This is a genomic window from Streptomyces sp. MNU89, from assembly GCF_020982505.1.
Lineage (GTDB): Bacteria > Actinomycetota > Actinomycetes > Streptomycetales > Streptomycetaceae > Streptomyces > Streptomyces xinghaiensis.
In genome coordinates this window covers 6,932,364-6,956,265 of the sequence record NZ_JAJKLL010000001.1, presented here as the reverse complement: position 1 = coordinate 6,956,265, position 23,902 = coordinate 6,932,364, and the positions used below count along the sequence as shown (strand labels likewise).

The window sequence follows — 23,902 nt, the reverse complement described above, 5'->3', positions numbered from 1 at the left end:
CGAGGCTAGCAACGCGTACGGGAGGAGGACATGGCTCCGGCGGGACGGCGGGCCCGGGTCCGGGTCCGGCGGTGGCCGGGTGGCGCGGAGGATCAGCTGGAGTCGCGGACGACGAGCGAGGTGGGCAGCACCAGGGAGTGCTCCGCGCTCCCCGGCTCGTCGATCTCCTTCAGCAGCAACTCCGTTATGGTGCGGCCCAGTTCCTCGACGGGCTGGCGGACCGTGGTCAGCGGCGGGTCGGTGTGGCGGGCGATGATCGAGTCGTCGAAGCCGACCACCGCCACGTCCTCCGGGACCCGCCGCCCGAGCTTGCGCAGTTCGGCCAGGGCGCCCGCCGCCATCACGTCCGAGGCGGCGAACACGGCGTCCAGGCCGGGGTGCCGCTCCAGCAGGGTGCGGATCGCGGCGCGGCCGCCCTCCTCGGTGAAGTCGGCGGGCTCGGCCATGCTCTCGTCCGGTTCCAGGCCGCCGCGCCGCAGTTCGTCGCGCCAGCCCTGGAGCCGGCTGTGGCCGACGTCCATGTCGAGGGGACCGCTGATGGTCGCGATCCTGGTGCGTCCGCGCTCCAGCAGGTGGCGCACCGCCTCGGCGGCGCCGCCCAGGTTGTCGGAGTGGACGTGGGGCAGGACCTCGTCCGGCGACCGGCGGCCGGCGAGGACGGTCGGCAGGCCCATCTCCTCCAGCAGTCCGGGCAGCGGGTCGTCGCGGTGGACGGAGACCAGCAGCACGCCGTCGACGCGGCGGGCCGCGAGGAACCGGGTGAACTGGTCCAGTTCCCGCTGGTCGCGGACGAGTACGAGGAGCAACTGGATCTGGCTCTCGGCGAGTCCGGTGCTCACTCCGCGGATCACGGCGGAGAAGTACGGTTCGGAGCCGAGCCGGCTCTCGGACTCGGGGATCACCAGCGCGATGGAGTCGGCCCGGCTCGTGACGAGGCTCCGGGCCACCGAGTTGGGGACGTAGTTGAGTTCGCTGATCGCCGCCTCGACGGCGGCCTTGGCCGCGTCGCTGACCAGGGGGGAACCGTTGAGGACGCGGGAGACCGTGGTGCGGCCGACCCCGGCTCGCGCGGCCACGGTTTTAATAGTTGGCCGTTGACTGGCGCCCATGGGCTGCCGTCTCTCCTCTCCTGCACGGCGCCGCGGACGGCGCCTAGCAGCGCATTGTGCCAGACGGCGGCCCGCCCGCCTCCCGGCCGTCGGGGACCGGGACACGTTCTCGTAACGGAGACGACTTCTCTTCTTGACGCCATCCGTTTTCGGTCACACAGTCATCAGCAACCCCGGTGGGATCGTTCCCACCCGGCGATGGGAACGGTCCCACCCTAGCCCAGCTCGGGGGGACAGCCTCGAAGAGCCAAGGCTCCGGCGCTCCGGCGCCGCCACTAGGAGGACGTCATGGGCAGTGTCCGCAAGGCAGTTGGTACAAGAGTCGTAGCCGCCGTCTCGGCCGCTCTCTCCCTCGCGCTCGTCGCGGGCTGCGGGGGCGGGGACGGTGAGAGCGGGAAGACGGACGACGGCAAGACCAAGATCACCATGGGGCTCTTCGGAGTGATGGGCTTCAAGGAGACCGAACTCCTGAAGCGCTACATGAAGGAGAACCCGGACGTCGTCGTCGAAGCCGACGTGGCCGGCGACGAGCAGACGTACTACACGGCCCTGCAGACGCGGCTGGCGGCCGGGAGCGGCCTGAAGGACATCCAGGGCATCGAGATCGGCCGGGCCAAGGAGCTCGTCGACACCCAGGCCGACAAGTTCGCGGACCTGTCGGACGTGGAGGGCATCGACCACTTCCTCCCCTGGAAGCTCAGCCAGGTGACCACCCCCAAGGACAAGATCATCGGCCTGGGCACGGACATCGGCCCGATGGCCGTCTGCTACCGCAAGGACCTCTTCGAGAAGGCCGGCCTGCCCGGCGACCGCGAGGAGGTGGCCAAGCTCTGGGAGAACGACTGGTCCGAGTACGTCGAGACCGGCAAGAAGTTCAAGAAGGGCCTCAAGGACGACAAGGCCGCCTATCTGGACAGCGCCTCGGGTCTTTTCAACGCCATGATCTACGGCAACTCCGAGCAGTTCTATGACAAGAACGGCGAACTGATCCACACGTCGAACCCCGCCGTCCAGGAGGCCTGGGACCTGGCCTCGGAGACCGCGACGGCCGGACTGACCGCCAAGCTGCGGCAGTTCCAGCCCGGCTGGGACCCGGGACTGGCGAACAGCACCTTCGCCACCACCGTCTGCCCGGCCTGGATGCTCGCCCACATCAGCGAGAAGGCCGGCCCGGAGAACAAGGGCAAGTGGGACGTGGCCGAGGCTCCGAAGGGCGCCAACTGGGGCGGTTCCTTCCTCGGTGTCATGGACAGCAGCCCGGTGAAGGAGGAGGCCAAGAAGCTGGTCGCCTGGCTGACCGCGCCGGAGCAGCAGGCGTACCTCTTCCAGGAGCTGGGCAACTTCCCGTCCTCCGAGGAGGCGCTGAAGGACCCGGCGGTCTCCGGGGCGAAGTCGGAGTACTTCAACGACGCGCCGATCGGTGAGATCTTCGGCGCCGCCGCCAAGGACATCCCCGAGGAGCAGGTCCTGGGCCGCAAGGACGGCACCATCAAGGACATCTTCTCCCAGGGCCTCCAGCTGATCGAGCAGGGCAAGAGCCCCTCCGAGGCGCGGAAGACCACCAACGAGCGCATCGAGAAGGCCGTCGGCTGACCCACCCCGTGACGCCCGGTGGCCGCCCCGCCCGCGGCGGCCACCGGGCTCCGCCCGCCCCGCCCACGACTTGACGGAAGGAAGCCCTCCGTGGCCACCTCCACCTCGGTACCCCCGGCCGACGGGCCACAGGACGCCCCGGCCGACGCCCCCGGAGGGCCCGGCTCCGGCGGCTCCAAGGACACCCGGCAGCGCCGGCGCAACCTCTTCCACCGGCTGGACGTGGGAGCCGCGCCCTACACGTTCATCGCCCCGTTCTTCGTGATCTTCGCGGCGTTCAGCTTCTACCCGCTGCTCTACACGTCCTGGATCTCCCTCCACGACGTGGAACTCGCCACCATGGACGTGATGGTGTGGCAGGGGCTGCAGAACTACACCGAGCTCCTGCAGGACGAGCGGTTCTGGAACGCGGTCGCCAACACCGCCACCATCGGCGTGATCTCCGCCGTCCCGCAGCTGCTGATGGCCCTGGGCCTGGCCCATCTGCTGAACTACCGGATGCGGGGCTCGGCCTTCTTCCGGGTCGCGGCCCTCACCCCGTACGCGACGTCCGTCGGCGCCGCCGCGCTCGTCTTCACCATGCTGTTCGAGCGCGACTTCGGCATGATCAACTGGTTTCTGAGCCTCTTCGGCTTCGACAACGTCGACTGGGAGAGCCAGAAGTGGCCCGCCCAGTTCGCCATCTCCTCCATCGTGATCTGGCGGTGGACCGGCTACAACGCCCTGCTGTACCTGGCGGCGATGCAGGCCATCCCCAAGGACCGGTACGAGGCCGCGGCCATCGACGGCGCCACGCGCTGGCAGCAGTTCCGCACGGTGACCATCCCCGGCATCCGTCCCACGATCGTCTTCACCATCGTGCTCTCCACCATCGGTTCCACCCAGCTCTTCGGCGAACCGCTGATCTTCGGCCAGGGCCCGAACGGCATCACGGGCGGCGTGAACAACCAGTACCAGACCCTCGGGCTGCTGCTGTACGAGGAGGGCTGGAAGAACTACCAGATGGGGCGGGCGGCCACGGTCGCGTGGACGATGTTCCTGCTGCTCATCCTGGTCTTCGTGGCGCAGCGCCTCATCAAGCGCCTGATGGCGTCCCGGCAGGCCGCGGCCCGGCCCGCGCCGGCCGCGCCGCCACCCGCCTCCCCGTCCGCGTCGTCCTTGTCCTCGTCCTCGTCCTGACCAGGGAGCGGTAACCACCATGACCACCGAAACCGTCCCCGGCCGGGCGGCCAACCCCCGCAAGTCCCCTCCGAGTTCGGCGCCGTTCCCGGCCCGCAACCGGCTGCGGCTGCGCCCCCGGGCGGGCCGCCAGCACCACGCCGGCCCGCTCTCCTACGCCCTGCTGATCCTGGCCGCCCTCCTCTCCATCTTCCCGCTGTACTGGACGATGGTGGCGGCCTCGACCGACAACACCCGGGTCAGCCAGACCCCTCCGCCCTTCCTGCCGGGCCCGAACCTCTTCAAGAACCTGGCGGCGGCCTGGGAGGACGCCGCGATGGGGCAGGCCCTGATCAACAGCACCATCGTGGCCGGGACGATCGCCCTGTCCACGGTGCTCTTCGCCACCCTGGCCGGCTTCGCCTTCGCCAAGCTGCGCTTCAAGGGCCGCAACGTCCTGATGACGCTGGTCATCGGCACGATGATGGTGCCGCCCCAGCTCGGCGTCGTGCCGCTGTTCATGATGATGAGCGAGCTGGGCTGGGGCCAGAAGCTGCCCGCCGTCATCTTCCCGACCCTGGTCAGCGCGGTCGGTGTGTTCTTCATGCGGCAGTACCTCAGCGAGGCGCTGCCGGACGAGCTCATCGAGGCCGGCCGGGTCGACGGCGCGCACTCGCTGCGGATCTTCTGGAGCATCGTGCTGCCCGTCGCGCGCCCGGCGATGGCCGTCATCTTCATGATCACGTTCGTGCACGCCTGGAACGACTTCTTCTGGCCGTTCATCGCGCTGGACATGAGCAACCCCACGATCCCGGTCGCCCTGACCCAGCTCAGCGCGGGTTATGTGCGGGACCAGTCGGTCATCATGGCCGGCGCTCTGCTCGGCACGCTGCCGCTGCTGCTGATGTTCGTGGTCTTCGGCCGCCAGATCGTCGGCGGGATCATGCAGGGCGCGGTCAAGGGCTGACGGCCCGTCCCTCCCTCCTCCCCCACCGGGCAGCCTCCGGTCCACCCCGGCTGCCCTTCTCCTCCCTCCCTCCGTACCACCGCACCGTGGAAGGACCCCTCGTGTCCTCAGCAACCCGTACGACCGCCCCCGCCGCGGAGTCCACCGGCGGCCGCGCCTTCCCGCCCGGCTTCCTCTGGGGCACCGCCACCGCCGCCTACCAGATCGAGGGCGCCGCCGACATCGACGGCCGCACCCCCTCCATCTGGGACACCTTCTCCCGCACGCCCGGGAAGGTGCGCAACGGCGACACCGGGGACATCGCCACCGACCACTACCACCGCTGGCGCGAGGACGTCGCGATCATGGCGGATCTGGGGGTGGGGGCCTACCGGTTCTCCATCTCCTGGCCGCGCGTCCAGCCCACCGGGCGCGGTCCGGCCCTGCAGAAGGGCCTGGACTTCTACCGCCGGCTCACCGACGAACTGCTGGAGAAGGGCATCCAGCCGGTCGCCACCCTCTACCACTGGGACCTCCCCCAGGATCTGGAGGACGCCGGCGGCTGGCCGCAGCGGGAGACCTCCCACCGTTTCGCCGACTACGCGGCCCTGGCCGCCGAGGCGCTCGGCGACCGGGTGCGGACCTGGACCACCCTCAACGAGCCCTGGTGCAGCGCCTTCCTCGGCTACGGATCCGGGGTGCACGCCCCGGGCCGCACCGACCAGGTGGCGGCGCTCCGCGCGGCGCACCACCTCAACCTCGGGCACGGGCTGGCCGTCCAGGCGCTGCGCTCCGGAACGCCCGCCGGCACCAAGGTGTCCGTCACCCTCAACCTGCACCACGTACGGCCGCTGACGGACAGCGCCGAGGACGCGGACGCGGTCCGCCGGATCGACGGCGTCGCCAACCGGGTCTTCACCGGGCCCATGCTGCAGGGCGCGTACCCGGCCGACACCCTGGCCGACACCGCGCATCTGACGGACTGGTCGTTCGTCCGGGACGGCGACACCGCCGAGATCAGGCAGCCGCTGGACTTCCTGGGCGTCAACTACTACACGCCGACCCTCGTCTCGGCCGCCGCCGAGGCCGGAGCGCACCGCTCGGACGGGCACGGCGCCAGCCCGTACAGCCCCTGGCCGGGCGGCGACCGGGTCGCCTTCCATCTGCCGCCCGGCGACACCACGGCCATGGGGTGGGCCGTCGACCCGAGCGGGCTGTACGACCTGCTGCTCCGGGTCCGGGACGACGTTCCCGGGCTGCCGCTGATGATCACGGAGAACGGCGCGGCCTTCGACGACTACGCCGGTCCGGAGGGCGAGGTGCGCGACCCGGGCCGGATCGGCTACCTCCACGGCCATCTCGACGCCGTGCACCGGGCGATCGCGGCCGGGGTGGACGTCCGCGGCTACTTCCTCTGGTCGCTGCTCGACAACTTCGAGTGGGGCTACGGCTACAGCAAGCGGTTCGGCGCGGTGTACGTGGACTACCCGACCGGCACGCGCATTCCGAAGTCGAGCGCCCGCTGGTACGCGGGGGTGGCGCGGAGCAACGTCCTGCCGCCGGCCGCGGACGGCACGAGCTGACGGACCTCCGGAGCCCGGCCGGGATCACGGGGTCCGGCCGGCTCCGGACACCGCGCCGCCCCGGGTGCGCCCCCGCTTCCTGCGGTGGGGAAGCGCACCGGGGGCGGCGCCGTGCCGTCAGCCGCGGAGTTCCGCCAGGGTGGTGTCCAGGTCGGCGCCGCCGCGCGGCCGGTTGTTGTACGGCAGCTTGCCCAGCATGACGGCCATGCCGCAGGTGTTGGTGAGGGCGGAGAAGACCAGTCCGCCGGCGATGAACGCCGAGATCCACCGCGCCATGGGGAAGAAGAGGCCGAGGACCAGGCCGAGCAGGACCAGGGAGCCGGCCACCAGCCGGACCTGCCGGTCCATCGCCCAGGCCGGGCGGCCGCTCCCGGGCCGGTCGAGCGGATGGCCGTGCTCCGCCCAGGCGTCGGTGCCGCCGACGAGGGTCGCGGCGGGGACACCGGCCGCGGTGAGCTCCTCGCACGCCTGCTGCGAGCGGGAGCCGGAGGCGCAGACCACGGCGAGCTCGCCGCGCCCGGCCGCTTCCCGCAGCTCGGGCAGGGCGCGCCGGAGCTGGTCGAGCGGGATGTTGAGGGCACCGGGGATGTGGCCGCCCGCGTACTCACCGGGGGTGCGCACGTCTATGACGGTGAGGTGGTCCAGGCGGGGGTGCAGTTGCTGGGGGGTCAGAGCCGAGCTCATGGATTCCGGGTCCTTACTCGTCGCGCATACGGGTTCGGGGCCTGCTGGGGGTGCCTGCCGGTGGGGGCCGGGCGCGGCAACGTACCCGGTCGGTCAGGGTACGTCCTGGGCGAGCGGCGGCTTCCCCGCCGTCCGGTGGACGGACGGGAGGAACCGGCGGCGGCCCACACCATACCCGCAGGGGCATCCTCAGGTGTCGCGGTCCGGCCATCGGCCCCGCGGCCCCGGCGCCCCTTGTGCTTTCCGTCTCCCGGCAGCGCGATCGCCCCGGCCGGACGGCCGGGGCGATCGGGTGGGTCGCGGAGGCGGGGCGGGTCAGAGGACCTGGCCGGGGCCGCCGCCCGCCGTGCGGACCGGCAGCCCGGCCTGCTCCCAGGCGCGCATACCGCCCGCGACGTTGACGGTGTCGATGCCGCGGCCGTTCAGGATCTCGGTCGCCTGCCGGGAGCGGTTGCCCGAGCGGCAGAGGGCCAGCACCGGGCGTCCCCGCGCCTCGGCCGGGAGGTCCGCGCCGGCGGCCAGCGCGGAGAGCGGCAGGAAGACGGCGTCCGGGGCGTGCCCGGCCGTGAACTCGGGGGTCTCCCGGACGTCGAGCAGGACGGCGTGGCCGCTCCGGGCTCGCTCGACGGCCTCGGTCACGGTGATCTCGGGGGTGCGGGGGCGGTGCGGAAGGGTCATGGAATCTCCGGGTGACTGCACGAACAGCGGGACGGGGAGAGGACCAGAGGGACGGATCGGACGATGGGGGCGGTGGCCCGCGGCCGGGTCCTCGGCGGCCGCGGGCCACCGGTTCCGGGGGCGGAGGGTCAGCCGTTCTCGACGAGGCCCTCTTCGCGGGCGTTGTCGAAGCCGTCGTCCACGGCCACCACCTCGCGGCCCATGGCGTCCAGCATCGACGCGGCGATCCCGGCGCGCATACCGCCGGCGCAGTGCACCCACACCGTGCCCTCCGGTATCTCGCCGAGCCGGCCGTGCAGCTCGTGGATGGGGATGTGGACGGATCCGCGGATCCGGGCGCCGGCCCGCTCGGAGTCGCGCCGGACGTCCAGGACGACCGTCTCCGCGCCGCGCCCGATCTCCTTCGCCAGCGTGGCGAAGTCCGAGCGGCGGAAGGAGCGCAGCGCGTCCGGGTTCTCCACCCACTCGGCGGGGGTGCCGGTGGCGGCGGCCGCCGGGCGGTCGATGCCGACCCGGACCAGTTCGCGCTGCGCGGCGGTGATCTGCTCGGGGGTCTCGGCGAGCAGGGTCACCGGCTTGCCCCACGGGATCAGCCAGGCCAGGTAGGTGGCGAGCTGTCCTTCGAGCTCGAAGTTGAACGCGCCGGCGACGTGGCCCTCCGCGAAGGCGACGCGGTTGCGCAGGTCCACGACCCACTCCCCGGCGGCCAGTCGTGCCGCGATCTCGGCGGCATCGGCCCGGCGGGGCGCGGTCAGGTCGACCGGGCCGGGGCCCTCGGCGTTGGCCGGGCCCATGTGCGTGTAGTAGGCGGGGACGGCGTCCAGGCCGGCCAGCATGTCGGCGACGAAGGTGTCGACGTCCTTGGTCAGGGCGTCGTTGCCGGTCTTCTCGCGGCCAATGGTGGTGGACTCGCCCTCGGCCTGCGAGGAGGAGCAGAAGCTCCCGAAGCCGTGGGTGGGCAGGACCTTCACCTCGTCGGGGAGCTCGGCCAGCCGGTGCGCGGAGGCGTGCTGCGCGCGGGCCAGCTCCTCGGTCAGCCGCGGCTCGACGAGGTCGGGGCGGCCGACGGTGCCGATCAGCAGGGAGCCGCCGGTGAAGGCGGCCACCGGCACTCCGCCGTCCTCCAGGACGTAGGAGGTGTGGTGGGGGGTGTGGCCGGGGGTGGCGACCGCCCGTACGGCGACGCCCTCCTCCAGCTCCGCCGTGTCGCCGTCGGCGACGGGGACGCGGGAGAACGAGACGTTCGCTCCGGCGGGCACCAGGTAGCGGGCTCCGGTGAGGCGGGCGAGCTGCAGGCCGCCGGTCACGTAGTCGTTGTGGATGTGGGTCTCCACGACGTGGGTGATGCGCACTCCGCGGCGGGTGGCCGCGGCGAGAACCTGGTCGATGTCGCGGGGCGGGTCCACGGCCACGGCGGCGGTCCGCCCGCCGGCCAGGTAGCTGCGGTTACCCAGACCTTCCAGGGCCAGAGTCTCGACGAAGTACATGCGCTCCTCCTGCTTCCTCAAATACCTAGGGGGGTATGTCCGCCACAACACCCTATACCCCCGCCCGTATTTCCCGGGACGCGGAGGGGCCCCGCCGAGCCCCTCCCCGGGGACATCCGGCGACCCGCTCCGGAGCCGCGGCACCACAGCCCGGGAGGCCCGCCGGGGGCGGCGGGCACCCTGCCGGCACCGCCCGCGGGCAGGCCGGGGAATGTTCCGGCACGAGACCGCGTTCCCCATACCCGATGGGGTATGCGAGGGCGGCTACGGTACGCCATCGGCACCGGTGGCAGGAAGCCCGCCCCGGCCCGGAGTCACTTCCCTCCCCGCCCGGGTGCCGCCGTCCGGCAGCCGGACACCGCGCCCGGACCCATACCAGCCCGGGTACCATGAACAACCGGTATGAAGGAGGCGTCCGAATGCAGGTGGACGAGGAAGCTGTCGGCGCGGTGCTCAACCGTCTGCGCCGCGCCCAGGGACAGCTGGCAGGCGTGATCGCCATGATCGAGGCCGGGCGTGACTGCAAGGATGTCGTGACCCAGCTCGCCGCCGTGTCCCGCGCACTGGACCGGGCCGGATTCAAGATCGTGGCCAGCGGTATGCGGCAGTGCATGGCGGCGGCCGACGAGGACACGCCCCCGATGAGCGAGCAGGAACTGGAGAAGCTCTTCCTCGCTCTCGCCTGACCCGGCCCCCTCGGCGGACGGCCCACGGCGCCCCGCGCACAGCGGAACCGGCCGGGGTCCCGGAGAGACCGTTCTCTCCGGGACCCCGGCCGGTTCCATGCCCGGGAGACCCGGTCGTCCGGCCGCGCGCCCGGCGCGCCGGATCAGCCCGCCGGGCCGTTCGGGCCGTCAGCCCGCCAGGGCGTCCAGAGCGGCCTGGATGCGCCGGCCGGCCTCCTCCGCCACCGGCTCCATCTCCGACCGGCCCGGCACACTGACCATGACCCCCGGGTCCAGCGCCTGGACCAGGGTCGTCCCGTCCCCCGCGGCGCGCACCACGACGTTGCAGGGCAGCAGCAGGCCGATCTCCCGCTCGATGTCCAGGGCCCGGTGGGCGAGGTGCGGGTTGCAGGCCCCCAGGATGACGTAGTCCTCGATGTCCTCGCCGATCTTGTTCTTCAGCGTCGCGCGGACGTCGATCTCGGTGAGCGTGCCGAACCCCTGCTCCGCGAACGCCTCCTTCACCCGGGGAACGGCCTGGTCGTAGGGGAGGTCCAGGGTGATGGTGCGGGCGTACTCCATTGCTCTTCTCCTCAGCGGTGCCGCGATGTTCCGGGGACAGTCGGAGCCCTTCCCGGTGTCCCGGCCCGCACACCCGCCCCGGACGGCCCGCGGGCCCCGCGTTTACGGAGCGGGTGCCGGGGATACCGGTACGGCGTCCGCCGGCGGGCCGCGCAGCCCCCGGCCGGGCGCCACCCGTTCGCGCGAGGGAGCCGCCATGGTGGAGCAGGATCCGGCACCCGGGGACACCGGGCCGGGCCCCGTCCTCGTGGGCGTCGACGACGCGCACGACCAGCAGATCGTGGTGCGGCACGCGGCGGCGGAGGCGGCGCGCCGGGGCCTGCCGCTGCACATCCTGCACGCCGTGGAGTGGCCGCTGCCGGCCGGCGCGGCCGAGATCTACCGGGAGGTCTCCGCCCCGCAGGCGCAGGCCGCGGCCGTGCTGGCGCCCTTCACCGCGCAGGCGCACGCCGAGCACCCGGGGCTGAACGTGGTGGCGGAGCCGTTCGCGGGACGCCCGGCCGCGGCGCTGGTCGACCGCTCCGCGCGGGTGTCGCTGGTGGTCGTCGGGCACCGGGGCACCGGCGGCTTCCCCCGGCTGCCGCTGGGCTCGGTGAGCTGGCAGGTGGCGACGCACGCCGAGTGCCCGGTGATCGTCGTACGGCCGGGACGGACCACGGCCCGTCCCCCGCACCGCGTCGTCGTCGGCGTGGACACGGCCGACCTGCCGGCCGAACCGCTGCGCTTCGCCTTCGCGGAGGCCGCGCTGCGGGGGACGGAGCTGACCCTGCTGGGCGCGGGCCCCCGGCCGCAGCCGTCGGCCGCGGAACCCGCCGCGCCGGCCGGGGAGGGCCGGGAGGCCCTCGACCGGACACCGGGCGGCCTGGAGGACCTGGCCACGGCCTGGCGGCACGAGTACCCCAACGTCACGGTCACCACGCGCCATGTCGCCGGGCGGCCCGCCACCGCGCTGACGGAGGCGTCGCACGACGCGGAGCTGGTGGTCGTCGGCTCCCACGGCCGTACCGGGGTGCGGCGGGCGCTGCTGGGTTCCGTGAGCGCGGAGGTGCTGCACACCGCCGCCTGCCCGGTCGCCGTCGTACCGGTCCGGCCGGCCGGCGACTGAGCCGGGCGCCGGGGCGGAGTTGCGGCAACCGGTGACAACGCGGCGAGGCGTGGTACCGGACCCCGCCGAGCCCGGCCCGGTCCGGACGAGAGGCCCTACGCCGCGGGGCCGCCCCGCCCCACGGCACCGGTGGGCTCCGCCTGCCCCGTGGCGGCCAGCCGGTGCAGGGAGTTCTTGAGCGCGGCGACGAAGCGCTCGCAGGTGTCCTCGTCGACCAGGTCCAGGGAGAGATACGGGTTGAGGTCCTCCAGTTCGACGAGCAGCAGCTCCCCGTCCGCGGTGCGGCAGGCGTCGACCCGCTGGACGCCGTGGTCCGCGGGGTTCCACTCCACGAAGCGGCGGGCGAACCGCAGGTCCTCCGGGCCCGCCTCGTAGGGCTTCAGCCGCCAGCGCTCCTCGGGGCGGGGCCCGTACAGGGCGTACTGGAAGACGCGGTCGACGAAGTAGAAGGACACCTCGTACCGGAAGCGGATGCGCGGCTGGACCAGGACGTCACCGAAGCGGACCTCCCCCAGCCGGTCCGGGGTGAGGAAGACCAGGCCGTGCGAATCGGCGCCGCGCAGCGGCTTGACGGCGTACTCGTCCGCCGCGGGCAGCGCCGCCAGGTCCTCGCGGCGGGCCGCGGTCGGGATCACGGGGTATCCGGCGGCGCTCAGCTCGGCCAGATACCCCTTGCCCGCCATGTCCCCCCGGCCGGTCAGCGACGGCTGGACGCGCACACCGCCGGCCAGGGCCCGGTCGCGGAAGGCGTCGAAGGCGGCCTGGTAGTGGGTGACGGGTCCGCTGTTGCGGATCAGTACAACATCGAAGGCGGCCATGAGGTCCGCCGCGTCCAGCGGGTGGCACAGGGCGACGGTGAAGTCCTCGCGGAGCCGCGCGGAGAGGGCGAGGTCCTCGTCGCCGTAGCGGCGGCCGCGCGCGGGATAGGCGGGGTCGGTGACGTAGAGCAGGCGCGGGCGGTCGGACGGCATGGCGGGGCGGCTCTCCTGGGGTGCGGGTGCCGGTCAACATACCCGCGCCGGCCGGGTGCGCGGCAGCCCGGGCCTCCTTCCGGCTCACCGTGCGCCCGCGCACCGCGCCCCGGCCCGGCCGTCCGCCGGAGGCACGGGGACACGCCGTGTACCGGCCGGGCGTGCGGTGCGTAGTCCCCGGCCCGCCGGGCACCCGGAGCGTGACCTCACCCCTGTACCGAAACCTCTGTACCGAAAGGGGGTCGTGATGTCCGAGACCGATGCGCGGCCGCTGGACCCGATCAGCGCCGCATGGAACACGGTGGCGAGTTACGACGCGTACGAGGAGGCCCAGGCCGCGGTCGACCGGCTCTCCGACGAGAAGTTCCCCGTGGAGCACATCGACATCGTCGGGTCGGGGCTGCGTCTGGTGGAGCACGTCACCGGCCGCCTCACCAAGGGGCGCGCGGCGGCCGCGGGAGCGGCGGGCGGTGCCTGGTTCGGTCTGCTGATCGGGCTGCTCGTGGGGCTCTTCACCACCGGGCCGGTCTGGCTCGGGCTGATCCTGGGCGGTGTCCTCATCGGCGCGGCCTGGGGTGCCGTCTTCGGTTTCGTCGGGCACGCCGCGACCGGCGGGCGCCGTGACTTCGCGTCCACCCGGCGGCTGGTCGCCTCCCGCTACGACGTCGTCGTGCGGGGCGGGAAGGCGGAGGAGGCCCGGGCCATCCTCCAGCGGGCCGGGCTCACCGGCACCTGACGGCTCTCGCCGGCCCTCCGTGTACCGCGGGACGGGCCCGGTCCGGGACATCCCCCGGGCCGGGCCCGTCCCGCGTCCTCCGGCTCCCGCCCGCCCTCCGGTGTCGGGGCTCCCGGACCCTCAGGGACCGTCCGGGTCCATCGCCTCCAGAGCAGCGCCGGTGACATAGCCGTAGAGGAGGTGCGGGACGAGGTCGCTCACCCAGTCCGGGGCCGACCAGGAGCGGGGGTCACTGGTCACACCGAGCCGGGCCATCGGCAGGTCGGTGGCCGCCATGGCCAGCACCCCGGCGGCGGCCCCGCCGAGCCACAGCGGGAGCCGCAGCCCGGCCCGGCGCAGCACGCCGAGCGCGGCGCCGGTCCCGACGCCCACCGCGATCCCGGAGAGGGCGCCCAGCCCGGAGAGCCGGTTGTCCCGGTCCTCGCCCCGGCCCGGGACCGGGTGGCCGGCCCGCTTCGCGAGGTCGTCGACGGCGTGTTCCGGCACCGAGCTCGCGGGACGGGCCCGCAGGACCATGTCCCCGTAGGTGGCGGCGTTCAGGGCGGTTGTTCCGGCGGCGCCGGCCAGGGCGCCTTTCAGCAGTCCGCTCATCATGGCGGTGCGGGTGTCCCTTCCGGAGGCGCGTCAAACCGCTCCGCCACCGGCCGGCGCCGCTGCCCGTCACCCGGTGGCCGGCGGGGTCCAGGAGGGTGAGCGGCCGCTGAGGCCGACGGCGCGGTCCAGCGCCGGGGCCCCGTCCGGGACCTCGACCACCGGCCCGAAGAGGCCCTCGGTTCCCGAGGGATCGGACGGTGCCATCAGTTCGATACAGGCCCGGACGCTCTCCTCGTCGGCCGTGTACTCCTGGCCGGTGGCGCGCGCCAGGTCCCAGCCGTGGATGACGAGTTCGTTCAGCGCGACGACGCCCGCCACCTGCCCGGGAAGCGTGACGCCGCCCGCCATCGTCGTCCCCTCCCAGGCCTCCGGCCGGTGCCAGGCCGTGACGAGGTCGCCGAGCTGCCGGGGCAGCAGGCTCCGCCAGTCCTCGGCCAGCGGGCCGGGCGGGGCGGAGCCCGGGTCGGTCGAGGTGGCCGGGCCGGGCTTCTTCCGCGCGGCGTCGCGGAAGGCGGCGGTCAGGCCGACCAGGTGCTGGAGGAGGTCGCGGACGGCGTACTCGGGGCAGGGGTGGGGCCGGGGAGGTGGTCGTCGGTGATGGCGTCCAGGAGCCGGGCGACGCGGCGCGCCGCCGGGCCGAGGTCGGGGACGGCCGGGTCGGTGGTCGTTCCGGATTCGGTTTCCGCATGCATGTCCATGCTGTCCCTGACCGCCCGGGGTGCCGAAACTCATCGGCCGGGGATCCGACCCGGCCGGATGCGTCCGGCACGATCCCGTCCCCGGCCCGCCGCCCCTGCCCGCCCCCGGGTGCCGCCGCCGGTGAACTGCCCCCGGGCCGGGGCGTTGCCCGAAGGGCCCGGAGCCGCCGCCGTAACGCGCAAAGAGGGGAACGGCACTGAACCCCGCTCGCCGTCACGGCGTCCTCCTGCCCAGTCGCGCACTTCAGGCGCGAGTGGAGACTTACGGGGATGGGGAGCACGAGTGGGGACGTTGATGCACCGCCGGGTGGGGAAGTTGTTGGCGGGTGCGGCCATCGCGGTGAGCGGTACGGCGATCGCGGTCGCCGTGACGCTGCCGGGCAGCGCGGGGCCTCCGACGGCGCGGAGACCAGCGCCGGCGCGGAGGAGAGGCCCGGCGGGGAGAACGGTGACCGGGCGGCGGACGCGGCCGCCCGGCAGCCGGCGGGTGTGGTCGAGGAGGAGCCGCCCGTGGGCAAGCGGGGCGTGGGCCGGGACGGGCTGACGACGGACGAGCTGCGGCGCGTGGAGCATCTGGCCCTCACGCCGGGGCTCCGCTCGGGCAGCGAGGACGTGGAGGGCGACCGGGGCCCGGAGGTGCTCGGCACGGATCTCGTCGAGCTGAAGCCGTCGGAGGTGGACGACGCGGCACCGCCGCGCCGCGCGGAGGTGTCGTTCTACGACTACAAGGACGACCAGCTCGTCCTGAAGACCGTCAATCTGTCGACCGGGGAGGTCGAGAAGACGGAGACCCGCGAGGGCGAGCAGCCGCCGCCCACCCGCGCGGAGGCCGTGGAGGCCGTCGAGGTGCTGCTGGCGGACCCGCTCGGCGCGGGGCTGAAGCAGGACTACAAGGCCGCCACCGGCAAGGCGCTCACCGGGCCGGGGCAGCTCACCACCACCGCGATGATCTACCGGGTGGACGGGGAGAACGCGGGGCCCGACCGGGTGCGCGCCTGCGGGGAGCACCGCTGCGTGCGGCTGTTCACCAAGGTCACGGACGGCCCGTGGATCGACGTCCGGCATCTGGTGATCGATCTCAGCGCCGGCACCGTCAGCCGGATCGGCTGACCTCCCCCCTCACCGACTTCACCGGGTGCCGGCCGGCCCCGGCAGACCAGAAAGCAGTCATCACGCATGTCGACACGACGACTCAGCCCTGCCCGTCAGCGCGCCCGGGCGGCCCTCGCCCTGACGGCCCTGGTGGGCGGCGCCGCGGCCGCCGCCGGCCCGGTGGCCAACGCGGCCGGCACCGCGCCGCAGGCGCCCTCCGCACCGCAGGCGGCGCCCTGCAGCGCGGCCTACACGATCGAGAAGAAGCTCTCGGGCGGCACCACCTGGCGGATGTGCTGGCACTACACGACCAAGGCCGGTCTGGTCCTGGACAAGATCACCTATCAGCCGAAGGGGGAGCCGCGGCCGATCCCGGTGCTCACCACCGCCAAGCTCGCCCAGATCCACGTCCCCTACGACGACGGCCGGGCCGAGTACGACGACCTCACCGGCTACTCCTTCGGCGAGGGCGTGGCGAACCTCGGCACCAAGGAGTGCCCGGGCGGCACCCTGAAGAAGGTCACGTTGCCGGACGTGCCCGCCGTCAACGGGGTGTGCGTCACCACCCGCGCCCGCGGCCACGCCTACCGGCTGGCGTCCGACGACGGCAGCAGCGTGTCGACCGCCCAGGGCACGGACCTGCTGGTCTACACCGTCAACAAGGTCGCCTACTACGAGTACATCACCGAGTGGCGGTTCTCCGACGACGGCACCATCTCCACCCAGGTCGGCGCGACCGGCGAGCTGTCCCCCGGTGACTACGACGCGGCCGACGGCTACGGCATGCCGCTCGGCAAGAACAGCAGGGACCGCGCGCTGAGCCACAGTCACAACGTCTTCTGGCGGCTCAACTTCGGTCTCGACGGCTCCCCGAAGGCCAAGGTGGAGCAGTTCGACTCCACGACGACCCCGGTGGCCGGCGGCACGCCGCGGACCAAGACCAAGCGCACCACGGTCACCAAGGAGCTCGCGGGCAACGCGGCGGACCAGCGCTGGTGGCGCGTCGTCAGCACCGCCGGCAAGAACAAGGACAACCACCCGCGCAGCTACGAACTCGCCCTCGGGCACGGCAGCAAGTACCCCGGGCGTCCGTACACCAAGAAGGACGTGTTCTTCACCCAGTACGACGCCTGCGAGCAGTTCGCCAGCCACAACCGCTCCTGCCCCGGCAAGAGCGTGGACAAGTGGGTGAACGGCGAGACCCTCAAGCACCCCATCACCTGGGTCAACGTCGGCTTCCACCACCACGCGCGGGACGAGGACCAGGCCCCGATGCCCGTCCACTGGCAGGGCTTCCAGATCGTGCCCCGTGATGTGACGGCGATGAGCCCGCTCACCCCGCCGGACTTCGCCGGGCACAACGGCGCACCGCACTGACCCACAGCCCCCCGCGGTCCGCGGTCCGCGGTCCGCGGTCCGCGGACCCGCCACGCCCCGGCCGGCGTCCGGCCGGGCACCGACCGCCCCGGGCCACCGGAAAACCCCCTTCCGGTGGCCCGGGGCTCCGCCGTCACCCGCGTTCCACCCGGTTCGCCCCGTCCGCCCGTCCGCCCCGTTTCCGCCCTCGAACACCCCCGTGCCTCCCGGCGGATTGCCACGTCCGGACCCTGGCCGGTCAACCCGCTTATCGGCCAAGGTGGTTGGGTGGGCGGAAACACCGAGTCGCGGCTCCGCTGCGGCTACGATTCCGAACACGATCGATCACCTGATTGAAGGGGCGCACATGGGCGGCAACATCCAACCCGGCGGACGGACCCGGCCGGAGGGCACAGGCCGTGACCTGGGCCTGGACCGCCATCACAGCGCACGCATCTACGACTACTTCCTGGGCGGCAAGACCCACTACCCGCCGGACCGGGAGGTCGCCGAGAAGCTGCTCCAGGCCTTCCCCGGTTTCCGCACCGCGGCCCGCACCAACCGCTCCTTCATGCACCGGGCGGCCCGCTACCTCGCCGAACGCGGCATACGCCAGTTCCTCGACATCGGCACCGGCATACCCACCAGTCCCAATCTGCACGAGGTCGTGCAGGCAGTGGCGCCGGAGTCCCGGGTCGTCTACGCCGACAACGACCCGATCGTGCTCACCCATGCCCGCGGTCTGCTCAGCAGCACCCCGGAGGGCCGCACCGCCTATGTCGAGGCGGACATCACCGACCCGCGCTCGATCCTCGAATCGGCCGAACTCCGCGACACCCTCGACCTGGAGCAGCCGGTCGCGCTGAGCCTCGTCGGCCTCTTCCACTACATCACCGACGACCAGGACCCGCACGGCATCGTCAAGCACCTGCTGGAGCCACTCGTCCCCGGCTCGTACCTGATCTTCACCCAGTGCACGCCGGACTTCGCCCCGGAGGAGTGGGAACAGGCCATCAACGTCTACAAGGCCGACGGCGGCAACGCCCAGGTGCGCAGCAAGGCGGAGGTGGAGCGGTTCTTCACCGGACTGGAGCTGGTGGAGCCGGGCCTGGAGGTGCCGCACCGCTGGCACCCGGACGAGGAGACCGAGGAACTGGTCAGGCTGGGCGAGCTGACCGACGCGGCCGTCAGCCTCTGGGCCGGAGTGGCCGTCAAGCGCTGAGGGTCGTCACACCGGTGGTGCGGCAGAACCCTCTTCCGCACCACCGGAAACGCGCGTGCCCGGCCCCGGGAGGACCGCCTACCGTGCGGGCATGACGACGACCATGACAGCAGGGGCCGCGGGCCACGGCGGCTCCGGCATCGAAGTCCGCCTCGTCGGCGAGAGCGAGGGGCCCGAGTGGCAGCGCGCCCTCCACACCGGTTTCCTCCGGCACGGGCCCGGGGCGGAGCCGTCCGCCGACTGGTGGCGCCGGCACCACGAGCCGGGGCGCTTCCTCGGCGCCTGGGACGGCGAGCGGTGCGTGGGCACCTTCCGCAGCATCCCGATGGAGCTGACGGTTCCCGGGGGCGCCGTGCTGCCCGCCGACGGGATCGCCGACGTCACCGTCACCTCCACCCACCGCCGGCGCGGGCTGCTCACCCGGATGATGCGGCGCGATCTCGCGCTCGCCCGGGAGCGCGGCGATGTCTTCGCGCTCCTCACGGCCGCCGAGTACGGCATCTACGGGCGGTTCGGCTTCGGCCGGGCGACCCGGTTCGGCGGCTGGACCATCGACGTACCGCGCTCCGGCGGTCTGCGGCCCGGCATCGGCGAACTGGACCCGGGAGCCCGGATCGAGCTGATCGGGATGGCCGAACTGCGCCGCGTGGCACCGGAGTTGTACGACCGCTACCGGCGTACCCGGCACGGCGCGATCAGCCGTCCGCCGGACCACTGGGAGGAGATCACGGGTGAGGCGGCCCTCGCCGGCGGCCCGCCCGTCCCGTTCTTCGCCGCCGCCCACCGGGACGGGGACGGGCGCGTCACCGGACTGCTCACCTACCACGTCGAGCAGCGCACCACCGGCGGCGACCCGGACGCCACCCTCACGGTCCTCGACCACGTCGCCCCCGGCCCCGCGGCCGCCGCCGCGCTGTGGCGGTACGCCCTGGAGACCGATCTGGTGCGCCGGATCGCGATCGGCAATATCGCCCCGGACGACCCGCTGCCGCTGTGGCTGGTCAATCCGCGCGCCGCGGTGCGGACCGAGCGGCCGGGCGACGATCTGTGGGTCCGCGTCCTCGACGGGCCGCGCGCCTTCGCCGCCCGCCGCTACGACGTGCCCGGCCGCACCGTGCTCGACGTCTCCGACCCGGAGGGCCATCTCGCCGGGCGCTGGCTGCTGGAGACCTCGGAGGACGGCACCGGCCGCCTCTCCCCCACCACCGCCGAGCCCGAACTGCGCCTGGACGCTGCCGCGCTGGGCGCCGTCCACCTGGGCGGGGTGACCGTGCCACAGCTGGCGGCGGCCGGCCTGGTGACGGAGCTGCGGCCCGGCGCCGCCGCCCGCGCCGGTCTCCAGCTCCGCACGACGACGGAACCCTGGTGCCCGGACCGGTTCTGAGCGGACCCCGGCTCATTCCTTGCGGACGGCGGCCGGGGGGACGTGCACGACCGCGCCCGGCGGGGCGTGGTGGCCCTCGCGCCCGGCCGTCGACCGTCCGGAATGTTTCCGAAAATTTTCGATGACGTCGACCGGGTCCCTGGCCACTGATCGGGCATCAGATGAACTGCCGTCACCACGAAGCACACCATTGGAGCCCTGACCAGGCACAATGCCGTCTGCGGAACTTCCCTATCAGGACAGTGTTTCCGCAATGCTTCCGGAAACTGTTGACAACATGACAGCCCGGCTCAACACTATCGGCATCGACGGGCCCAGCCCCGCCGATCCGGCTCACCCGCGCGACCCGGTCCTCCCCGGTCGCCGACCGCAGGACGACCGGCCGATCCCGCGCGTGCCGCCCGACCCCGGCGCACGCGGTCGGCGCCGCCCCGGCCACCGACGGGCCCGCCGGGTCGTATCACGCTGCCTGGCCTCCGCCAGCCCCCACCAGGAGGAATCATGCACAAGGACAACACCCCCGGCCGCCCGCTCAGCCGCAGGGGTTTCATCGGCGGCACCGGCGCCCTGGCGCTGGCCACGTCCGGACTGGTGCTGCCCGGGACCGCCCAAGCCCGCGCCCTCCAGACCATCACCACCAACCAGACCGGCAACCACAACGGCTACTTCTTCTCCTTCTGGACCGACGCCAACAACACGGTCTCCATGACCATGGGCTCCGGTGGCAACTACAGCACCCAGTGGCGCAACACCGGCAACTTCGTCTGCGGCAAGGGCTGGAGCAACGGCAGCCGCCGGACGGTGCAGTACTCGGGCAGCTTCAACCCGTCCGGCAACGGCTACCTGTGCCTCTACGGGTGGACCTCGAACCCCCTCGTCGAGTACTACATCGTCGACAACTGGGGCACCTACCGGCCCACCGGCGAGCACCGGGGCACCGTCTCCAGCGACGGCGGCACGTACGACATCTATAAGACGACGCGGTACAACGCCCCCTCCATCGAGGGCGACAACAAGACCTTCGACCAGTACTGGAGCACGCGGCAGCAGAAAAAGACCGGCGGGACCATCACCACCGGCAACCACTTCGACGCCTGGTCCCGTGCGGGACTGCGGCTGGGCAGCTTCAACTACTACATGATCCTGGCGACCGAGGGCTACCAGAGCAGCGGCAACTCCAACATCTACATGAGCTGACCAGCGCTCCGGCGGACTGGTCCCCGGACGGCACCCTCACGTACCGCACCTGTGGCGCGGCGGCCCCGGCCGCCGCGCCGCACTGCGTCCCGGCAGTGGCCCCGTCCGCTTCCTCCGACCCTTTTCCCAACCGCTTGTCGAACCCCGGCCCGGACGCATAGCCTGGCGCTTCGCCGGGGAGGGCGAGGGCGCGAGGGGCGGAGGGCCACGCCGTGAGACGTACGTCCCGGGACATCCGCACCGCGAACCGTTACGGGGTGCTGCGGCAGATCATCGCCCACTCCCCCGTCTCCCGGCAGGAACTGGCCGCCGCCACCGGTCTCAGCCTGGCGACCGTCGCCAACCTCGTCGGGGAGCTGCTGGCGCTCGGGCTGCTCACCGAGGTGGGCTTCGAGGATTCCGCGGGGGGCCGGCCGCGCGGCCTGGTCGCCGTCAACACCTCCGGCGGCGCGCTGGTCGGGGTCGACGTGGCCGAGACCTACGTCCATGTGGAGCTGTTCGACCTGGCGTTGAACGTCCTTGCCCGGGCCGACGAGGAGCTGCGCCCCGGCGAGAGCGGGCCCGATCAGGTCGTCGGCCACATCGCGGCGGCCGTCGAGTCGGTGACGGGGCGGGCCGGGAACGGGGCCGGAGCCGGGGCGGGCCGGATCCTCGGCGTCGGCGTCAGCGTGCCCGGCCAGGTCGACCGCGAGGGCGGCGTCTCGGTCTACGCGCCCAACTGGGACTGGCACGACGTCCCGTTGCTGAGCCTGCTGGCCGGTTATCTGCCCCACCCGCTCCACCTCGACAACCCGCTCCGCGCCTGCACGGTGGCCGAGTTGTGGTTCGGCGCCGCACGGGACCGGGGCGACGCCGTCGTCGTCAACCTCGGTACGGGGGTGGGGGCCGGGCTCGCGCTCGGCGGCTCGCTCCACCGGGGTGTCACCAACAGCGCCGGCGAGTGGGGCCACACCACCCTGGTCCTGGACGGCCACCCGTGCCACTGCGGCAACCGCGGCTGCGTGGAGACCTATGTCGGCGCGCCCGGCATCATGCGCCGGCTGCGGGATCTCGACCCGGGCAGCCCACTGCTGCGCCCGGGCGACCAGACCGCCACCATCGCGGCGCTCGCGCGGGCGGCGGCGGAGGGCGATCCGGTGGCGGTCGCGGCGGTCCGCGAGACGGCCCGCTTCCTCGGCGCCGGCATCGCCGACCTCGTCAACCTGCTCAATCCGGAAGTGATCGTGCTCAGCAGCTGGGTCGCGTCCCTGCTCGGGGAACCCCTGCTCACCGGGGTGCGGGAGGTGGTGGCCCGGCACGCGCTGGCCCGGCCGCTGGCCGGCACCGAGATCGTCCTCAGCCCGATCCCCACCAACCCCGTCAGCCTCGGCGCCGCGACCTTCGCCCTGGAGGGCTTCCTCGCCTCCGTCGGCCGCAGGACGCCGGGGCCGGACGCGCCGCCCCTCCTCCCGGGCCCCGCCGGCGGCACGGACGCGGCCGCCCGCTGAGCACCCGGCACCGCCCGGAACTCTCGTACCGCTGCGCCGTGGTGACCCCGCGCCGGGTGGGCCGGGGCGCCGGCGTCCCGGGCCGCCGCCGTCCGCTCGTCCGGGATCCCGAACCGCCCGTGCTGATCCGCGTCCCTCCGGCACACCCCGGCGAGAAGACTTCTTCCAACCCCTTGCCGAACCCCTGGACGATGGCTAGCGTCCCGCACCACGACGGCAGTACCGCACCACGGCACCACCTCGACCGCACCTGAACGCGCGTCGGGAAGAAGTGAGTTGAGCCGCTACAGACGGGACGTCACATGCCGGCCATCAGCAGCAGAGAGTGGGACCGCCGCGATGTCCTCCGCGCCGCCGGGGGGATCGCAGCCCTGGGCGCGCTGACCGCCTGCGGCTCGAACACCGGCCGCGGCGGCGGGGGATCCGGCCGGTCGATCAAGCAGATGTACCACGCCTACGGCGAGCCGGGCACGCAGCAGGCCGCCCAGAAGTTCGCCAAGGCGTACAAGGACGCGGACGTCTCGGTGCAGTGGATACCGGGCGAGTACGAGAAGAAGCTGTTCACCGCACTGCTCTCCTCCGACGGGCCGGACGTCTTCGAGTTCCACCCGCAGATCCACATGGCGCACGAGCGGCAGATCGTGCCGCTCGACGACATCCTCGAAGACGTCAAGGACGACTACAACGAGGCGGACATCGCCTCCCACACCATCGACGGCAAGGTCTACGGCGTGCGGATGATCGACGATCCGCAGTTCCTGTACTACCGCAAGTCCCTGCTGGAGAAGGCCGGGATCGAGCCGCCGGACACCCTGGACGCGCTGATCGAGGCGGCCGAGAAGCTCACCACGGACAAGGTGAAGGGCCTCTACCTCGGGCAGACCCTGCAGCCCATCCAGAACCCGCTGATCTGGTCCACCGGCGCCGAACTCCTCACCCCGGACAACGAAATCGCGTACCACACCGATGAGGTGGTCGAGGCGCTGCGCAAGCTGCGCCGGCTGTACGCGGGCAAGGCGCTGCTCAAGGGGGCACCCACCGAGCACTGGGACCCGGCCTCCTTCAACCAGGGCCTGTGCGCCATGCAGTGGTGCGGCATGTGGGCGATGCCGCAGATCCTGGAGGCCCACGGCGACGACGTCGGCATCATGCCCTGGCCGTCCTCCGGCGATCCGAAGGGCCGCCCGGCGGTCTACAACGGCGGCTGGTCGGCGTTCGTCTCGGCGAAGGCGAAGGACGTCGACGCGGCCAAGGCGTTCGTCAAGTGGCTGTGGATCGACCAGAAGGAGTTCCAGCGCGAGTGGTGCCTGGACTACGGCTTCCACATCCCGCCGCGCAGATCGGTGGCCGCCGGTGCGGAAGAGCTCAAGTCGGGGCTGGCGGCGGAGGGGGTCGAACTCTTCAACACCGCCGGCATCTTCGACAACCCGTCCTGGACCCAGTCGATGATCACCACTCTCACCGACGTGATGGCCAACGCCGTGCGGGACGATGCCGATCCGGAACGCGAACTCGACAAGGCGGACAAGAAGATCCGGCGCGATCTCGACAAGATCTTCGGCTAGGGGGCGGGGC

General features: G+C 72.8%; 21 protein-coding genes and 1 pseudogene. 14 read left to right on the top strand and 8 right to left on the bottom strand.

The window, feature by feature from the left end; all coding sequences use genetic code 11:
• Positions 1–92: 92 nt before the first annotated feature.
• A complete protein-coding gene (locus tag E4N63_RS29895) occupies positions 93–1,109 on the bottom strand; it encodes a LacI family DNA-binding transcriptional regulator (RefSeq protein WP_125623239.1) in 1,017 nt (338 codons plus the stop codon).
• A 288-nt stretch (positions 1,110–1,397) separates the two neighbouring features.
• Between E4N63_RS29895 and E4N63_RS29890 the strand changes: the two genes are divergently transcribed.
• From E4N63_RS29890 to E4N63_RS29875, 4 genes are all read left to right on the top strand, one after another.
• Entirely contained in the window at positions 1,398–2,702 is a 1,305-nt protein-coding gene (locus E4N63_RS29890) for an ABC transporter substrate-binding protein (RefSeq protein ID WP_230242219.1), read from the top strand.
• Between the two features lie 90 nt (positions 2,703–2,792).
• Complete coding sequence (locus E4N63_RS29885; RefSeq protein WP_230242217.1) at positions 2,793–3,881, top strand: carbohydrate ABC transporter permease; 1,089 nt, start codon at positions 2,793–2,795, stop codon at positions 3,879–3,881.
• A gap of 19 nt (positions 3,882–3,900) precedes the next feature.
• The gene (locus E4N63_RS29880) at positions 3,901–4,827 is read left to right on the top strand and encodes a carbohydrate ABC transporter permease (RefSeq protein ID WP_125627077.1); all 927 of its coding nucleotides are present in this window, start codon (positions 3,901–3,903) and stop codon (positions 4,825–4,827) included.
• A gap of 101 nt (positions 4,828–4,928) precedes the next feature.
• A complete protein-coding gene (locus tag E4N63_RS29875) occupies positions 4,929–6,389 on the top strand; it encodes a GH1 family beta-glucosidase (protein ID WP_230242215.1) in 1,461 nt (486 codons plus the stop codon).
• 117 nt (positions 6,390–6,506) lie between these two features.
• On the opposite strand, the gene E4N63_RS29870 is transcribed toward E4N63_RS29875, so the two are convergent.
• The 3 genes from E4N63_RS29870 to E4N63_RS29860 all read right to left on the bottom strand — a co-directional run bounded on the left by E4N63_RS29870 (position 6,507) and on the right by E4N63_RS29860 (position 9,238).
• The gene (locus E4N63_RS29870) at positions 6,507–7,073 is read right to left on the bottom strand and encodes a rhodanese-like domain-containing protein (RefSeq protein WP_125626899.1); all 567 of its coding nucleotides are present in this window, start codon (positions 7,071–7,073) and stop codon (positions 6,507–6,509) included.
• Between the two features lie 315 nt (positions 7,074–7,388).
• The gene (locus E4N63_RS29865) at positions 7,389–7,751 is read right to left on the bottom strand and encodes a rhodanese-like domain-containing protein (RefSeq protein ID WP_125626900.1); all 363 of its coding nucleotides are present in this window, start codon (positions 7,749–7,751) and stop codon (positions 7,389–7,391) included.
• A gap of 128 nt (positions 7,752–7,879) precedes the next feature.
• Entirely contained in the window at positions 7,880–9,238 is a 1,359-nt protein-coding gene (locus E4N63_RS29860; RefSeq protein WP_125626901.1) for an MBL fold metallo-hydrolase, read from the bottom strand.
• 419 nt (positions 9,239–9,657) lie between these two features.
• On the opposite strand from E4N63_RS29860, the gene E4N63_RS29855 reads away from it, so the two are divergent.
• Positions 9,658–9,924: a metal-sensitive transcriptional regulator gene (locus E4N63_RS29855; protein ID WP_019707948.1), complete on the top strand. Its 267-nt coding sequence runs from the start codon at positions 9,658–9,660 to the stop codon at positions 9,922–9,924.
• A gap of 168 nt (positions 9,925–10,092) precedes the next feature.
• On the opposite strand, the gene E4N63_RS29850 is transcribed toward E4N63_RS29855, so the two are convergent.
• A complete protein-coding gene (locus tag E4N63_RS29850; RefSeq protein ID WP_230242212.1) occupies positions 10,093–10,485 on the bottom strand; it encodes a DUF302 domain-containing protein in 393 nt (130 codons plus the stop codon).
• A 196-nt stretch (positions 10,486–10,681) separates the two neighbouring features.
• Here E4N63_RS29850 and E4N63_RS29845 point away from each other — a divergent pair, with 196 nt between their 5' ends.
• On the top strand, positions 10,682–11,590 hold the full coding sequence (locus tag E4N63_RS29845) for a universal stress protein (protein ID WP_230242210.1): 909 nt from the start codon (positions 10,682–10,684) through the stop codon (positions 11,588–11,590).
• Between the two features lie 95 nt (positions 11,591–11,685).
• Here E4N63_RS29845 and E4N63_RS29840 read toward each other — a convergent pair whose 3' ends face one another.
• Positions 11,686–12,561, bottom strand: coding sequence for a hypothetical protein (locus tag E4N63_RS29840; protein ID WP_230242208.1), 876 nt, complete (start codon positions 12,559–12,561; stop codon positions 11,686–11,688).
• A gap of 247 nt (positions 12,562–12,808) precedes the next feature.
• Between E4N63_RS29840 and E4N63_RS29835 the strand changes: the two genes are divergently transcribed.
• Positions 12,809–13,297, top strand: coding sequence for a general stress protein (locus E4N63_RS29835; RefSeq protein ID WP_125626864.1), 489 nt, complete (start codon positions 12,809–12,811; stop codon positions 13,295–13,297).
• Positions 13,298–13,417: 120 nt separating this feature from the next.
• Here the strand turns inward: E4N63_RS29835 and E4N63_RS29830 are convergent, their stop codons facing one another.
• A complete protein-coding gene (locus E4N63_RS29830; RefSeq protein ID WP_125626863.1) occupies positions 13,418–13,891 on the bottom strand; it encodes a hypothetical protein in 474 nt (157 codons plus the stop codon).
• A 66-nt stretch (positions 13,892–13,957) separates the two neighbouring features.
• Positions 13,958–14,583, bottom strand: a pseudogene (locus E4N63_RS29825) (TIGR03086 family metal-binding protein).
• Between the two features lie 516 nt (positions 14,584–15,099).
• Here E4N63_RS29825 and E4N63_RS29820 point away from each other — a divergent pair.
• The 7 genes from E4N63_RS29820 (at position 15,100) to E4N63_RS29790 (ending at position 23,892) form a co-directional block, all read left to right on the top strand.
• Positions 15,100–15,699 carry a Tat pathway signal sequence domain protein gene (locus E4N63_RS29820; RefSeq protein ID WP_308188762.1) on the top strand — a complete coding sequence of 200 codons (600 nt, stop codon included), beginning with the start codon at positions 15,100–15,102 and terminating at the stop codon, positions 15,697–15,699.
• 66 nt (positions 15,700–15,765) lie between these two features.
• Complete coding sequence (locus E4N63_RS29815) at positions 15,766–17,058, top strand: copper amine oxidase (RefSeq protein ID WP_230242206.1); 1,293 nt, start codon at positions 15,766–15,768, stop codon at positions 17,056–17,058.
• 346 nt (positions 17,059–17,404) lie between these two features.
• Positions 17,405–18,259, top strand: coding sequence for an SAM-dependent methyltransferase (locus tag E4N63_RS29810; protein ID WP_230242204.1), 855 nt, complete (start codon positions 17,405–17,407; stop codon positions 18,257–18,259).
• Positions 18,260–18,350: 91 nt separating this feature from the next.
• The gene (locus E4N63_RS29805) at positions 18,351–19,643 is read left to right on the top strand and encodes a GNAT family N-acetyltransferase (protein ID WP_230242201.1); all 1,293 of its coding nucleotides are present in this window, start codon (positions 18,351–18,353) and stop codon (positions 19,641–19,643) included.
• Between the two features lie 501 nt (positions 19,644–20,144).
• The gene (locus E4N63_RS29800; protein ID WP_125624059.1) at positions 20,145–20,840 is read left to right on the top strand and encodes a glycoside hydrolase family 11 protein; all 696 of its coding nucleotides are present in this window, start codon (positions 20,145–20,147) and stop codon (positions 20,838–20,840) included.
• Between the two features lie 212 nt (positions 20,841–21,052).
• Complete coding sequence (locus E4N63_RS29795) at positions 21,053–22,327, top strand: ROK family transcriptional regulator (RefSeq protein ID WP_230242200.1); 1,275 nt, start codon at positions 21,053–21,055, stop codon at positions 22,325–22,327.
• 302 nt (positions 22,328–22,629) lie between these two features.
• Positions 22,630–23,892, top strand: coding sequence for an ABC transporter substrate-binding protein (locus tag E4N63_RS29790; RefSeq protein ID WP_230242199.1), 1,263 nt, complete (start codon positions 22,630–22,632; stop codon positions 23,890–23,892).
• The last annotated feature ends 10 nt before the right edge of the window (positions 23,893–23,902 follow it).